This window comes from Ruegeria sp. ABM4_193, assembly GCF_056158705.1.
Genome location: NZ_JBSWTT010000001.1, coordinates 2,725,696 through 2,739,667, shown reverse-complemented (window position 1 = coordinate 2,739,667; position 13,972 = coordinate 2,725,696). Strand labels below are relative to the sequence as shown.

At 58.5% G+C, this 13,972-nt stretch carries 12 protein-coding genes; 9 read left to right on the top strand and 3 right to left on the bottom strand.

All coding sequences use genetic code 11. From position 1 onward, the window contains the following. Nucleotides 1-121 precede the first annotated feature (121 nt). The 3 genes from ACXADZ_RS13700 to ACXADZ_RS13690 all read left to right on the top strand — a co-directional run bounded on the left by ACXADZ_RS13700 (nt 122) and on the right by ACXADZ_RS13690 (nt 3,422). Nucleotides 122-685 (top strand): TetR/AcrR family transcriptional regulator, encoded by a 564-nt coding sequence (locus tag ACXADZ_RS13700; protein WP_171186290.1) that lies wholly within the window; start codon nt 122-124, stop codon nt 683-685. Between the two features lie 140 nt (nt 686-825). Then, nucleotides 826-1,983: an acyl-CoA dehydrogenase family protein gene (locus ACXADZ_RS13695; RefSeq protein WP_171091526.1), complete on the top strand. Its 1,158-nt coding sequence runs from the start codon at nt 826-828 to the stop codon at nt 1,981-1,983. Nucleotides 1,984-2,150: 167 nt separating this feature from the next. Then, nucleotides 2,151-3,422: an NAD(P)/FAD-dependent oxidoreductase gene (locus ACXADZ_RS13690; protein WP_475197122.1), complete on the top strand. Its 1,272-nt coding sequence runs from the start codon at nt 2,151-2,153 to the stop codon at nt 3,420-3,422. 2 nt (nt 3,423-3,424) lie between these two features. Here the strand turns inward: ACXADZ_RS13690 and ACXADZ_RS13685 are convergent, their stop codons facing one another. Next, on the bottom strand, nt 3,425-4,126 hold the full coding sequence (locus ACXADZ_RS13685) for an SDR family oxidoreductase (RefSeq protein ID WP_475197121.1): 702 nt from the start codon (nt 4,124-4,126) through the stop codon (nt 3,425-3,427). A 103-nt stretch (nt 4,127-4,229) separates the two neighbouring features. Here ACXADZ_RS13685 and ACXADZ_RS13680 point away from each other — a divergent pair, with 103 nt between their 5' ends. Continuing rightward, the gene (locus ACXADZ_RS13680; protein ID WP_171669530.1) at nt 4,230-5,081 is read left to right on the top strand and encodes a LysR substrate-binding domain-containing protein; all 852 of its coding nucleotides are present in this window, start codon (nt 4,230-4,232) and stop codon (nt 5,079-5,081) included. On the opposite strand, the gene ACXADZ_RS13675 is transcribed toward ACXADZ_RS13680, so the two are convergent. After that, the gene (locus ACXADZ_RS13675) at nt 5,072-5,974 is read right to left on the bottom strand and encodes a LysR family transcriptional regulator (protein ID WP_171091519.1); all 903 of its coding nucleotides are present in this window, start codon (nt 5,972-5,974) and stop codon (nt 5,072-5,074) included. The genes ACXADZ_RS13680 and ACXADZ_RS13675 overlap by 10 nt on opposite strands. Before the next feature lie 75 nt (nt 5,975-6,049). Here ACXADZ_RS13675 and ACXADZ_RS13670 point away from each other — a divergent pair, with 75 nt between their 5' ends. The 5 genes from ACXADZ_RS13670 (at nt 6,050) to ACXADZ_RS13650 (ending at nt 13,223) form a co-directional block, all read left to right on the top strand. After that, nucleotides 6,050-9,262, top strand: coding sequence for a reductive dehalogenase (locus ACXADZ_RS13670; protein ID WP_475197119.1), 3,213 nt, complete (start codon nt 6,050-6,052; stop codon nt 9,260-9,262). A 125-nt stretch (nt 9,263-9,387) separates the two neighbouring features. Next, a complete protein-coding gene (locus ACXADZ_RS13665) occupies nt 9,388-10,254 on the top strand; it encodes an FAD binding domain-containing protein (RefSeq protein ID WP_475197117.1) in 867 nt (288 codons plus the stop codon). After that, nucleotides 10,251-10,730 (top strand): (2Fe-2S)-binding protein, encoded by a 480-nt coding sequence (locus ACXADZ_RS13660; RefSeq protein ID WP_171091513.1) that lies wholly within the window; start codon nt 10,251-10,253, stop codon nt 10,728-10,730. The genes ACXADZ_RS13665 and ACXADZ_RS13660 overlap by 4 nt, the downstream gene beginning before the upstream one ends. Beyond that, a complete protein-coding gene (locus ACXADZ_RS13655; RefSeq protein WP_475197115.1) occupies nt 10,730-12,985 on the top strand; it encodes a xanthine dehydrogenase family protein molybdopterin-binding subunit in 2,256 nt (751 codons plus the stop codon). Before ACXADZ_RS13660 ends, ACXADZ_RS13655 begins: the two co-directional genes overlap by 1 nt. Next, a complete protein-coding gene (locus tag ACXADZ_RS13650) occupies nt 12,978-13,223 on the top strand; it encodes a MoaD/ThiS family protein (protein ID WP_171105585.1) in 246 nt (81 codons plus the stop codon). The genes ACXADZ_RS13655 and ACXADZ_RS13650 overlap by 8 nt, the downstream gene beginning before the upstream one ends. Here the strand turns inward: ACXADZ_RS13650 and ACXADZ_RS13645 are convergent. After that, nucleotides 13,220-13,924 carry a lysophospholipid acyltransferase family protein gene (locus ACXADZ_RS13645; RefSeq protein ID WP_475197114.1) on the bottom strand — a complete coding sequence of 235 codons (705 nt, stop codon included), beginning with the start codon at nt 13,922-13,924 and terminating at the stop codon, nt 13,220-13,222. The genes ACXADZ_RS13650 and ACXADZ_RS13645 overlap by 4 nt on opposite strands. Nucleotides 13,925-13,972: the final 48 nt, after the last annotated feature.

The following is a 13,972-nucleotide window of genomic DNA, read 5'->3' as shown; positions in this document are numbered from 1 at the left end:
AATTTCAGATTGGGGCTGTCTAATCAAATAAAGCATATTAAAATCAAACGCTTGATTTGGTGTTATTGTACTTCGCGTTTCGGGCTAATATGTACAGAACGGTACACTATGGAGCCGAATCATGCGCCCAAACAAACGGGACGAACTGGTGAGCAAGGCCCTGAAGGTCTTTTACCGCGATGGGTTTCACGCGACTGGCATGGACAAGCTGGTGGTGGAAACGGGTGTGTCCAAAACGTCGATGTACAAGCACTTCCGCACCAAGGAAGAGCTGATCCTTGCGGCTCTGCGTTTGCGGGACGAAAGCTTTCGTGATTGGTTTCTAAAGCGAATTGACGAGATGGCGGAAACGCCAGCCGAGCAAATCCTCGCCAGTTTCGATGCGCTGAAAGAATGGTTCGAAGAAGATGAGTTCCGGGGGTGCATGTTCATCAAGGCAGGCGCTGAATTCCAGGACCCGGATCACCCGATCCATGTACAGGCTGCCGAACACAAGCAATTCCTGCTGGACCATTTCACTTCGGTTGCCGAGCAAGCCGGTGCTTCAGACCCGCATAAACTGGCCTGTCAGATCGTACTGTTGCAAGAAGGGGCTATTGTCTCGGCCGTTCTGCTTCAACAATGCGATCCGGCGCAAGACGCCAAGGATGCAGCGGCAAATCTGCTGGATGCGGCATTGTCCTGAACCTGCTCAAGAAAAAATGGTTCTTTCAGTTTTGGGCATTAGACGTTGCGTTGTTCGACGGCAGGACGCGGCGTCACATGCATTGGCGTGAATCAGGCGGAACGCTAGGCTTACTGGAAAGATTGTCTGGAGAGCGTTCGATGCCACTTTTCACTTCCACCGCAGCGTGGGTCACCGACGAACACCGCATGTTTGCGGATATGGCAGGCCGGTTCATGGATGATGAACTGTCGCCGAATATCGAAACCTGGGTCGAAAACGGCGTGGTGGATCGCGGCTTTTGGCGCAAGGCGGGTGAAACCGGGCTGATGGCGGGTGCAATCCCCGAAGAGTATGGTGGTGTCGGCGGCGGCATGGGGTTCGATGCAATCACCGCCTACGAACAGGGCGCGCGTGGCGATGCCGGTTGGGGCTATGGCATTCAGTCGATTGTGACGCATTACCTCACCGCCTATGGCAGCGAAGATCAAAAGCACAAATGGCTGCCGAAACTTGCTTCGGGCGAGATGGTTGGCGCGTTGGCGATGACGGAACCCAGCACCGGGTCAGACGTACAGGCGGTGCGGACGACGGCTGAAAAAGACGGAAACTCTTATCGGCTGAATGGATCCAAGATTTTCATCACAAATGGGCAGTCAGCTGACCTGATTATCGTAGCGGCCAAGACAGACAAATCCGAAGGCGCGCGTGGTGTGTCTTTGATCGTGGTCGAAACCGAAGGGGCCGATGGCTTTCGCCGGGGGCGGAACCTTAAAAAACTGGGCATGAAGGGCAACGATACGGCGGAGTTGTTCTTTGAAGATGTCAAAGTGCCGATGACCAACCTGCTGGGGGATGAAGAAGGGCAGGGCTTTTACCAGCTTATGAAACAACTGCCGTGGGAGCGGCTGAACATCGCGATCATGGCGCTGGGCGCGATTGATTTCGCCATCGCTGAAACGGTCAAATACGTGCAGGAGCGTAAAGCGTTTGGACAGCGGGTGATGGACTTCCAAAACACCCGGTTCAAGCTGGCGGAATGCAAGACCAAAGCCGAGGTTCTGCGCAGCTTCATCAACGATTGTGTTGCCAAGCTGGAAGCCGGCGAGCTGGACGCTGCCACCGCTTCGATGGCCAAATATTGGGGTTCAGAGGTGCAGAACGAGATCATGCATGAGTGTCTGCAGCTGTTCGGCGGCTATGGCTTCATGATGGAATACCCGATTGCGCGTCTATATGCGGATGCGCGGGTACAGATGATCTACGGCGGCACCAATGAAGTGATGAAAGAGTTGATCGCTCGCTCGATCGACGTTTGACGGTTTCCGAGCGGCGACCCGCCCGTTTACGTCCTTTCTCAAAAAAAAGACTTCTTTGGTGCGTATGCATCAAGAGGTCTTTTTCGTTGCGACTACGCCTGAACGAGTCCGCTTGCAAAGCGTTGTTTTCGGTAAGATGATCCGCGCAAAAAACTCAGAGGCCAGATGTGAACGATCCCGAAAATGCTCTTTGGCGCAGCACATGCTCCGAGACGGTTTCAGCCCCGCCTCTGAGCGTCGACACGGAAGTTGATCTGGCGGTCATTGGGGGCGGATATACCGGATGCTCAGCGGCATTGACGGCAGCCCGAAATGGCGCGTCGGTCTGTCTGCTTGAGGCACAAGAGATCGGCTTTGGCGGATCGGGTCGCAATGTCGGTTTGGCCAATGCTGGCCTCTGGCTTCCGCCTGAAGAAATCCGTGCTCATATCGGACAAGTGGCGGGTGACCGCCTTATTGATCTGCTGGCCCAAGCGCCCTCAGACCTGTTCGCGTTGATCGAGAAGCACGGCATCGCCTGTGAACCTGTGCGCAACGGAACCTTGCATTGCGCGCATTCCGCTGCCGGACTGAAAGACCTGCAAACGCGCCACGCACAGCTGAGCGCGTCAGGTGCGCCGGTTGAACTGCTGTCGGCGGATCAGGCGCGTGAAAGAACCGGTAGCAATGCGTTCCGTGGAGCGTTGTTCGACCCTCGTGCCGGAACCATACAGCCGCTGGCTTATGCGGTCGGGTTGGCGCGAGCGGCGGCGCAGGCTGGGGCGCAGATACATGGGCAAAGCCCGGTGCAGACCATGCGCCATGAAAACGGCCAATGGGTGCTGAATACACCGAAAGGGGTGGTGCGGGCCAAGTCCCTCATTCAGGCGACCAACGCCTATCATCTTGGTTTGCCAAATACCGCGCCCGCCTATGTGCCGGTTTATTACTTCCAATACGCGACCGCTCCGCTGTCGCATAACTTGCGCGCCAGTATTCTGCCGCAAGAAGAAGGGTGCTGGGACACTGGTTTGATCATGACGTCGTTTCGCCTGGATCAGGCAGGCCGCATGATTATTGGCGGCATGGGCGACCTTGGCAATGCAGGTCGGAGTGCACACACCGCCTGGGTCCGACGCAAACTGGCAGAGCTTTACCCTCAACTCGCCGACCAGCCGTTTGAACAGGGTTGGCACGGGCGGATCGCCATGACTTCGGACCATATCCCGAAGATCACGCAGATCGGCCCGAACGCTTTGGCCACCCACGGGTATTCCGGTCGCGGCATCGGACCCGGCACGGTGTTTGGTCGCATGATGGCCGAAAGCCTTCTTGCCGAAGATCCCACACGATTACCCGTGCCCGCCGTGCCCGAGCATCGCGAAAGCTGGACACGCCTGCGCCGCGCTTTTTTTGAATCCGGCGCGGCGCTGACACATCTGATAAAGGCACGGTTCTGAGGTCAGACAGACCGGGTGATGCCGCCATCCACCCGGATATTCTGCCCGGTGATGTAGCCGCCCCCTTCGGATGCCAACAGGGCCACGACCGAAGCGATCTCGTCATAGCTGTGCCCATAACGCCCCATTGGAATGCGACTGCGGAATTCTTCTTTCTCGGGCAGACTGTCGATGAAGCCCGGCAGGACGTTGTTCATGCGGATGTTCTCGGCGGCATATTTGTCCGAGAACAGCTTGGTGAATGCGGCCAACCCGGCCCGTAACACGCCCGAGGTAGGGAATACCGGATCAGGTTCGAATGCGGCAAAGGTTGAGATATTGATGATCGCCCCACCACCCTGCGCCTGCATGATCGGCGTGACCAGTCGGGTCGGACGGACCGCGTTCAGGAAATAGACATCCATGCCGGTGTGCCAATCCTCATCCGTCAGCTCAAGGATCGGGGCGCGGGGGCCGTGACCAGCGGAATTGACCAGTACGTCAATACGCCCCCAATGGGCCATCGCGGCATCGACAAGCTTTTGCAAATCCTCGGTGGACTGGTTCGAGCCGGTCACACCGACGCCACCCAGCTCGTGGGCCAAGGCTTCGCCTTTGCCAGAGGCCGACAAAATGCCAACCTTGAACCCATCTGCTGCCAGTCTGCGTGCGGAATCTGCACCCATCCCGCTGCCGCCGGCTGTTATAAGAGCTACTTTTTCCATCTGACATCTCCGTTTTCATTTGATCCCAAGATGGCGATCAAGGCCTGGTTTGACCAATCAGTTATGCTGACGCTATGCTGTAGAAAATCTACAGGACCATTTCATGGTAGCTCTTCCTCCTCTGAATGCTTTGCGAGCCTTTGAAGCCTCTGCGCGACATTTGAATTTTCGACTGGCCGCCGAAGAACTGGGCGTGACGCAAGGCGCGGTTGCACAACAAGTGAGGGGGCTAGAGGCCAGGCTGGGTGATGTTCTGTTCGACCGCTTGCCGCGTGGTTTGCGGCTGACTGAAGCCGGACGCAAGTTTCATGCGCCTTTACGAAGGGCCTTCAGGTTAATTGAAGAGGCTGTAGAGGAGTTATCGCAGGACCGCCAGATCATATTGTCGGTCACGCCTAGCTTTGCCTCAAAATGGCTGGTGCCACGACTATCGGATTTCATCGACTCGTATCCGGATATCTCGGTTCAGGTGGACGCGCGCGAACGTCTGGCGGATTTCAAATCGGATGGCGTGGATCTGGCGGTCAGGCAGGGCAGGGCGCCCTTTGCGTCCGACCTGGATGCCGTGCCGTTGTTCTCAACAGAATTCGTCCCGGTGTGCAGCCCATCCATTGCCGGGCAAGTGACCCATCCCTCTGATCTGCTTGGGCAAGTATTGCTCAATGACACTCACGGGTTGTGGCCTTTGTTTCTTGATAGGGTGGGCGTAAGCGGCAAGCCACGGATGATGAGCTTCAGCCAGACCAGTCTTGCGATTGATGCCGCACTGTCCGGGCAAGGGATCGCACTTGCCAATGCGCCGCTGGTTGCGTCCGAGCTTGCTTCGGGCCGTCTTGTCCAGCCACTTGAGGATGTCTTGATCGAAGATCTGGGGTTTTACATTGTCGCGCCGCGCAAGCCACGGCAGCCGCAAATGGTTGAGATCATTCGCAACTGGCTGTTGTCTCAGGTCTGAAGGGTGGCTGCGATGGCTTCGATCCGGGCGCGCAGCCAACGGTGTGCGGGGTCATTTGCTGATCGCTGATGCCAGACCATGTAGATGGACACAGGCGGGCATTCGAAAGGCAGCGGTGCGCAATCCAGCGCGGCAAGCGGACCCTGTTTCATCAGTGCTGTATCGGTCGAGATCAGGTCGCTGCCCCGTACGAAGGCCGGAATTGCATTGAAGTGCGGCAAGGTCACAACGGCAGGTCTGATCTGGCTTTGATCGACGCCGCGCATGACAGCGCGGGCGTTGCGGCCATCGGCAAAGCGCACTTCGACGTGATCGCTGTCGCAATATGCCTGCCAACTGTCCGGCGGATTGCGTTGTGCGGCGTCGTAGAACATCATCAGCGGGCTGGTCATCAGGCGTTTCTGAAAGATATCCGGCCCATCGGGTGGCAGCGGGGTAAGCATCAACTGGCACCGGTCACTGCGCAGCAGGTCAGAATCTGGAACGCCCGAGGGGATGAACTCCAGTTTCAGGCGCACTTTTTCGGCGCGGGTTTCGCGAAGGAGTTGCGGAAAGATCAACTCACGCGGCATGTCGTTGGTAGCGATGCGTATGTCGATCTGTTCGGACAAGGGGTTGAACGGTCTGCCCTCGGTCAGTGCGCGCATCCCGTCCAACACTCTTTGGGCCGGGTCTTTCAGGGACAAGGCGCGCTCGGTCGGAATCAGGCCCTGACCGGAACGGACAAACAGCGGATCACCCAACACCAGCCGCAGCTTGGCCAAGGTATGGCTGATCGCGGATTGTGTGACGCCCAGTCGGTCCGCAGCTTTCGAGACCGAGCTTTCCTCGAGTATAGTGAGAAATGTGCGCAGGACCTTTCCATCGAGGTCCGTGAAATCGATTTTGCTCATACCGTTTATGATTATGCATGAATGGCTCTGCTGTCCATGCCGGGATAGGAGATGGTAAGCAACAGGAGGCGCATAATGGGAATCCGCTTTTTCTCGGATAAAAACCGGCCCGTTCACATGGGGCGTTACCCGCTGGAGCGCTTGGCCCGGACGGACGAAGGGCCGGACCTGTCGCTTGTGCCTTCGATGGCTGAACTGAGTTTTCACCGACCGGAACATCCGGGCAGCATCGTCAACGCGATGGGCGAATTTCAGGCGATGATGGACGCCATTCGCGACGGGCTGGTGAACCCGGTTGCGTCAGAGATACCTTCGGATCCGCAGGAACGTGCCAACCATCTGAAAGCGTTTGGGTATTTCAACGATGCGTCAATGATGGGCTGCGGGCCTTTGCCGTCGGCTGCTTTGCTGGCGCAGCCGCGCCGCAACCCGGATATCGACCGGCTTGCCTATGCGTTGCGCACACGCCAGACCAAGACTCTGGCCTCGGGGATCGACGTCATCATGGCGGATCTGAAAGACAGTATGGAGGCTGCGCCCAAGCCGATCGACAGCCACCGGAACAGCATCGTGTTTCTGTACGAATACAATCGCGACCCAGACCCATCAGAACCCGGCGCAGACTGGATCACAGATGCGCAGGATCATCGCGCCTGTTTGCTGGCCACCGAAAATGCCGTGGTCATCGCCAACTATATCCGTCTGCTGGGTTTTGACGCGCGGGCGCACAGCGTGATGTCGTCAGAAGTTGATTTGGGCAAGTTGGCCGTGGCCGCCGGGCTGGCCTCGGTCGAAGACGGGGAATTGATTGCTCCGTGGCTGGGGACACGATTTGGTCTGGTTGCCGTCACGACCGAGATGCCCATTGCCCATGACCGACCGCTCAAGCCCATGGCGCAACAGCCCTGGTTTCACACACATGGGCCGGCATGGTGGCTGGGAACTGGCTTTGCCAAAAATGCCCTGAACCGTGATCCGTATTCCAAACGGCGCTATGTGGACGGAGCCCATCCGTTCGAGAAACTCAAACGGGTCGAGACGCCGACCACGTATATCGACGAAGAAAACGTCGCCCGTGTACCCAAACGCGCTGACATGTTTGCTCGCGCGCAATTCGGGGATATGGGCAAGTCGCTGCAGGACGCTGCGAAAGGCGGGTACTACGTTCGCAAGGCCGCGCCCAGCTTCGCGCAACGCCGCGCGTTGGGGGCCTTTGTGTTGTTACAAGATGGTGAAAGCGCTGAGGCTGCAAAGCCAACGGATGCCGCTCGGAATGCAGCGAATATAAAAGCGGCGACCTATTTCCTCGGGGTCGATGCGGTGGGCCTTAGCCGCTGCCCAGAATGGGCGTGGTATTCTCATGATGCGACGGGTGAAGAAATCGTACCGCCCCATGATCAGGCGATCAGCATGATCATCGATCAGGGCTATGAAACGATGGAAGGCGCCAGCGGTGATGACTGGATCAGCGTTGCCCAGTCCATGCGTGCCTATCTGCGCTTTTCGCTGCTGGGCGGCGTGATTGCACAGCAAATCCGCAACCTTGGCTATAAGGCCAAAGCGCATACGGTGATGGATGGCGAGGTGCTGCAACCTCCGTTGCTGTTGCTATCTGGTCTGGGTGAGGTCAGTCGGATCGGAGAAGTGATCCTGAACCCTTATCTCGGCCCGCGACTGAAGTCCGGGGCTGTGACCACCGATATGCCGATGGAGCATGACAAGCCGATTGACTTCGGTCTGCAAAGCTTTTGCGAGTCTTGCAACAAATGCGCGCGGGAATGTCCGTCGGGCGCGATCACGGCCGGGCCGAAGCTGATGTTCAACGGCTATGAAATCTGGAAATCCGACAGTCAGAAATGCGCCACCTATCGTGTGACAACACCAGGAGGGGCGATGTGCGGGCGGTGCATGAAGACCTGCCCTTGGAACCTTGAAGGCATCTTCAAGGAACGCCCGTTCCGCTGGGCCGCGATGAACATCCCCTCTGCCGCGCCCGCACTGGCCAAGCTGGACGATGCGGTCGGCAATGGCGGTCTGAACGACATCAAGAAATGGTGGTGGGATATCGAGCTTCAGCCGGACGGTTCCTATCGCCCCACAACGCACCCGTTGAACCGGCGTGATCTGCAAACGGATCTGAACCTGAAATACGAAGATCAGACGCTGGCCGTCTATCCGGCCTATCTGGCCCCACACCCGTGGCCCTATCCCTTTGCCATGGATCGCGAGGCTGGGATTGCGGCCTACGAGGCCATGGTGACAGCCGATGAATACAAATCCCACAAGGCCAGCGGGGATATGTCGGTCATCCACCGCTATCAGATCGCCGGTGACGCACCGGTGATGCGGGTTGCCGTGACCAAGGTCGATAAGATGACCGCCGATGTAACGAAGTATGAATTCTCAACGCTGGACGGTGCGCCCCTGCCGGGATGGGCGGCGGGCGCACATCTGGACGTATTGGTCGCGCCGGAATTCTTGCGGCAATACTCCATGTCCGGCGATCCGTCAGACAGGTCGACCTATCAGATCGGTGTGCTGCGCGAAGATGAAGGGCGCGGCGGCTCGGCGCTTTTGCATCGCATCTTCAACGAGGGGCGCAAAGTCTTCATCTCGAAGCCGATCAACCATTTCGAACTGGATGAAACGGCAACCAAGACCTTCCTGATGGGCGGTGGCATCGGCATCACTCCGATGATTGCCTTTGCCCATCGCCTGCACGCCTTGGGTCGAGAGTTCGAGTTGCATTACTCGGCTAGCACGCGGGGCGGGGCCGGGTATCTGGAGGATCTGGCCGCGATGCCCTGGGCAGATCGCGTGCATTATCATTTCTCAGATGAAGATACCCGCGCCGATTTGGGTGCGATCCTGTCTGGCTATCAGGACGGATGGCATGTCTACACCTGCGGACCGGATCGCTACATGGACGGGGTGATGCAAGCGGCTGAGCGCCAAGGTTTCCCGGAAGAGACGCGACATTTGGAATATTTCTCGGTTCCCGAAACGCCCGAATACGAAAACCATCCATTTACAATCAAGCTTACCCGCTCGGGGAAAACGCTGTCTGTGCCCGCAGAAAAGGACGCCGCTCAGGTCTTGAATGAAGCTGGGTTTCACGTGGATGTGAAATGTGCTGACGGCATCTGCGGCGTGTGCAAATGCGGTGTCGTTTCAGGTACGGTCGAGCATCGGGATTTCGTTTTGTCCAAGAAACAGCGCGAAGGCGCGATGATCCTGTGCCAAAGCCGAGCAGCGGAACCCGACGGTGTGATTGAAATCGATCTCTGAACCCTTCCTAAAAGCGACATCTGGAATTTGAATTTTGGTCGCTCGGCCCATGGACGCCGGACGAGGGGTGAATTAACGTCGCCCCGAACCCAGATATCCCTGATCAACAGGTACGAGGTAGCTTCATGGATTATCACAGCCCCGCCAGCTTTGCCGAAGCTTCGGCTCTGGCTTCAAATGCGACGGGTATTACACGGTTTCTGGCGGGTGGCACCGATGTTTTGGTGCAGTTGCGCTCGGAACTGGTGACGCCCGATACGCTGATCGACATCAAGAAAATCAACGGTGTACACGACATCACCCGCAATGCAGATGGCAGCTGGACGCTGGGCGTGGCCGCAACAGGCGCCGAGATGAGCGAGCATCCTGAACTGGGCAAGGACTGGCCCGGCGTGGTTGAGGCGATGGACCTGATCGGGTCAACTCAGGTGCAGGGGCGCGCGACTTTGACCGGCAATTTGTGCAACGGGTCTCCGGCGGCTGATTCCGTGCCAGCGATGGTTGCAGCGGGTGTGACGGTCACGGTCACCGGCCCGGAGGGCACCCGAGAGGTTGCAGTCGAAGATATCCCAACTGGCCCTGGCAAGACCTCACTGACGAAGGGTGAGGTCATCTCGGCCGTCCATATTCCTGCTCGGGGTAACAACGCGGGTGATGCCTATCTTCGATTCATCCCGCGTACGGAAATGGACATCGCCGTGGTTGGCGTTGGCGTCAGCTTGCGTCTGGACGGAGACACCATCGCCGAAGCTCGGGTGTCTTTGGGGGCGGTTTCCCCCACGGTTCTGCTGGTGGAAGATTGCGCGAAAGCCCTGATCGGCAGCACGCTGGACGATGCCGCGCTGGATGCGCTGGCTGCCGCCGCCTCTGCCGCCTGCAATCCGATCGACGACAAACGCGGCACGATCGCATTCCGAACCGAGGTGGCTGGCGTTCTGGCCAAGCGCGCCGCGAAAATCGCCTATACCCGCGCAAAGGGAGAAAACGCATGAGCAAGCTCCACGTATCCACTACCGTGAACGGGGACACGGTTGAATACCTTTGTGACCCGCGCGAAACTTTGCTGGATTGTCTGCGCGACAAGCTGAACCTGACCGGCGCGAAAGAGGGCTGCGGCACCGGGGATTGCGGTGCGTGTTCCGTCACCGTTGATGGCCGTCTGGTCTGTTCTTGCCTGATGCTGGGCGTCGAGGCCGAGGGTAGGCAAATCGAAACCGTCGAAGGCATTGCAGACGGCGACGTTCTGCATCCGCTGCAAAAGAAGATGATCGAATACGCTGCTTTGCAGTGTGGTATCTGTACTCCGGGTATTCTGGTGGCGGCCAAGTCGCTGCTGGAGAAAAACCCGAACCCGACCGAAGAGGAAACCCGGTATTGGCTGGCAGGCAACCTGTGCCGCTGCACCGGGTATGACAAGATCATTCGCGCCGTGATGGATACGGCGGCTGAGATGCGGGAGGCGTCGTAATGGCTCTGGACGATCGTAAATCAGGTTTCACATTTGTGGGCACTCGCCCAAACCGCCCTGACGGTCTGGACAAGGTTACAGGCCGTGCCAAGTTCGGCGCGGATATTTCGGCACCTGGAATGTTGCACGGCGCTGTTCTGCGCTCTCCTCACGCCCATGCACGGATTGTGAAGATCGATACGTCAAAGGCCGAGGCTCATAAGGATGTCAAAGCCGTTGTGACCCGTGCGGATTTTGCGGACGTGCCCTTCAAGCCGGGGCTGGAAGGCGAGTTCTGGAATGTTCTGGAAAACGTCATGGCTGGTGAGAAGGCGCTTTATGACGGTCACGCGGTAGCTGCCGTGGCGGCGACATCTGCGCTGGCGGCCCGTGATGCGCTCAAGCTGATCGAGGTCGAATACGAAGTACTGCCCCATGTCACCGACGTGGACAAGGCAATGGCTTCGGACGCACCTATCATCCGCGAAGGCGCGGCAGACTATTCCGTACCCGAAGGGATGCCCCCCAACGTGGTCCGCTACCATGAAAGCGGTCACGGCGATGTCGAGGCCGGATTTGCCGAGGCCGATCTGGTGATCGAAGACAGCTTTGTGACCGAGGCGACCCACCAGGGTTATATCGAACCGCACGCCTGTCTGGGCATGTTGGGTAATGACGGCAAGGGCGAACTGTGGTGCACAACGCAAGGCCACTGGATTGCGCAGAAAACCTGTGCCGCGTTGCTGGGCATCGAAACCTCGCAACTGCGTGTCACCGCGTCTGAAATTGGCGGGGGGTTTGGTGGCAAAACCACAGTTTTCATTGAACCTGTTGCACTGGCGCTGAGCCGCAAGGCCAATCGTCCGGTTAAGATCGTCATGACGCGATCCGAGGTATTCCGAGCAACCGGTCCGACGTCTTCCGCATCGATGGACGTAAAGATCGGGATGAAGAAGGACGGTACGATTTCGGCAGCACAAGGCGTGTTCCGCCTGCAGGGTGGGGCGTTCCCTGGCGCACCGGGCGACATGACCGCTATGTGCGCCTTCGCGCCTTATAACCTGACCAACGTCAAGCAAATTGGCTATGACGTGATGTCGAACCGGCCCAAGCAGGCGGCCTACCGGGCACCTGGTGCGCCGATGGGGGCGTTTGCGGTTGAATCGGTCATCGATGAGCTGTGCAACAAGCTTGGTCTCGACCCCGTCGACGTGCGCCTGAAAAACGCCGCCCATGAGGGTACCAAGGCCAGCTATGGCCCGACCTATGAACGCATCGGTCTGGTCGAAACGCTTGAGGCTGCCAAGTCACATCCGCATTACGCAGCACCGCTGAAACCAGGGCAGGGGCGGGGGATTTCCTGCGGGTTCTGGTTCAACCATGGTGGTGAGACCAGCGTATCTTTGGCCCTGTCCGAAGATGGCTCGGCCCAGCTGATGGTCGGAACGCCTGACATTGGCGGGTCGCGCGCGTCGATGGCGCTGATGGCGGCCGAGGTTCTGGGTATTGCCTATGAGAACATCCGTGTCACCGTCGCCGACACCGCGACACTGGGTTACAACGACGTGAGCCACGGCTCGCGCGTGACCTATGCAAGCGGTCTGGCGACGATCAAAGCCGCAAAACATGCAGTCGAGAAACTATGCGAACGCGCGGCGGCCAAGTGGGGCATCCCGGTTGATGCGGTGAAATGGGAAGACGGTTGCGCGGTGCCTTCGGGCCCCAATGCAGGCGATTTCGATCCGATGCCGCTGGCCGACATCACTGCGGATATGGGGTCAACCGGCGGCCCGATCTCGGGTCACTTTGAAGCCACCCCGGAAGGTGCGGGCGTGTCTTTTGGCACTCATATTGTCGATGCCGAAGTCGATCCTGAAACCGGCAAGACCTCTATCACCCGTTACACGGTCATTCAGGACGCCGGTAAAGCGATCCACCCGACCTATGTTGAGGGTCAATTCCAGGGTGGAGCCGCACAAGGCATCGGTTGGGCGCTGAACGAGGAATACATTTATGGCGAGGACGGGCGCTTGCAGAACTCGATCTTCCTCGACTATCGCATTCCCGTTGCCAGCGACCTGCCGATGATTGACACGGTGATTGTCGAAGTGCCCAACCCCGGCCACCCGTTTGGTGTGCGCGGCGTGGGTGAGACAGGCATCGTGCCGCCATTGGCTGCTATTGCGAACGCTGTGTCCAACGCGGCTGGCGTGCGGTTGAAGCAACTGCCCATGTCACCACCGCGCATTCTGGCTGCGCTCAAGGACAATGGTTGAGGTCCACCTTTGGTCCGGCCTCCGGTCATTGACCGGGGGCCAACAGGTAGTGGAGGTTGAGGCCAAAACCACTGGCGAACTTTTGCGGGCGTTGGTTCAGGCCCACCCGCAATTGCAGGCCCCCATCGATGCGGGGGTCTCCATCGCGATTGACGGGCGCGTCATTGCCACCGGGCTTACGGAACCAATCCCCGAGGGCAGCGAAGTCTATTTGATGCAACGCCTCAGGGGCGGTTAGGCATCAGGCGACCACGGCTCACGCCCCACCATTCGGTCGGCTTCGGCTGTGATATCGTTCATGTGCTGTTCAAGGCTCAGGCGCAGGGTCTCAAACTCTTCTTCGCTGGCCTTGCGAGATACCTTCTCCGTCCATTCGCGGCACAAAAATACCCCTTCGTTGCGCCAGGGGCGCGGCATCAGCAGGCGGTCCCATGTACCGGCCTCGCGCCCGTGTTTCGCAGAAAAGGTGATGCCAAATACCCGTTTGCCCGATGTACGCGCCCAGACCAGAGGTACAGTCGACAGCACTCGTTCAGGCCCGCGCGGTCCATCCGCAGCAATGCCGATGGAAATACCCTGCTTCATCTTACCAAGCACTTCACGCGACAGGGCCACGTGCCGCTTGTGGCTGGACATGGCGATTGTGTCCATACCGAACTGTTCCTGCACCCGGCCCACCATGCTGCCGGCGCGGGCTGCGGACGTGATCGAACAGATCCTGCCTTTGTCCAGTGGAAAGAAATACGGGGACTGCGCCAACCGCTGGTGCCACAGTACAACGATAACCGGCTCTCCCTGTTCGGCCAATTGGTCCAGTTCTTCGTACCCGATGCGTTGCCAGCGCGTGTTGCGGTTGACCCATCGAATGTAGCTGGCAATCCGTCGTGCCACCCAGTTCAGCACCACTTCGCTGTCTGCGATCTTCTTGCGGAGGTTCACACGGGCTTCCTTTTGCTGACCGGACCTTGTCTTAGCGCACTGCACATT

What these genes read in the sequence shown, in the direction of transcription:
- ACXADZ_RS13700 (WP_171186290.1), top strand. Translation starts at nt 122, where the DNA reads ATGCGCCCAAACAAACGGGACGAACTGGTGAGCAAGGCCCTGAAGGTC.
- ACXADZ_RS13695 (WP_171091526.1), top strand. Translation starts at nt 826, where the DNA reads ATGCCACTTTTCACTTCCACCGCAGCGTGGGTCACCGACGAACACCGC.
- ACXADZ_RS13685 (WP_475197121.1), bottom strand. Translation starts at nt 4,126, where the DNA reads ATGGAAAAAGTAGCTCTTATAACAGCCGGCGGCAGCGGGATGGGTGCA.
- ACXADZ_RS13680 (WP_171669530.1), top strand. Translation starts at nt 4,230, where the DNA reads ATGGTAGCTCTTCCTCCTCTGAATGCTTTGCGAGCCTTTGAAGCCTCT.
- ACXADZ_RS13675 (WP_171091519.1), bottom strand. Translation starts at nt 5,974, where the DNA reads ATGAGCAAAATCGATTTCACGGACCTCGATGGAAAGGTCCTGCGCACA.
- ACXADZ_RS13670 (WP_475197119.1), top strand. Translation starts at nt 6,050, where the DNA reads ATGGGAATCCGCTTTTTCTCGGATAAAAACCGGCCCGTTCACATGGGG.
- ACXADZ_RS13665 (WP_475197117.1), top strand. Translation starts at nt 9,388, where the DNA reads ATGGATTATCACAGCCCCGCCAGCTTTGCCGAAGCTTCGGCTCTGGCT.
- ACXADZ_RS13660 (WP_171091513.1), top strand. Translation starts at nt 10,251, where the DNA reads ATGAGCAAGCTCCACGTATCCACTACCGTGAACGGGGACACGGTTGAA.
- ACXADZ_RS13655 (WP_475197115.1), top strand. Translation starts at nt 10,730, where the DNA reads ATGGCTCTGGACGATCGTAAATCAGGTTTCACATTTGTGGGCACTCGC.
- ACXADZ_RS13650 (WP_171105585.1), top strand. Translation starts at nt 12,978, where the DNA reads ATGGTTGAGGTCCACCTTTGGTCCGGCCTCCGGTCATTGACCGGGGGC.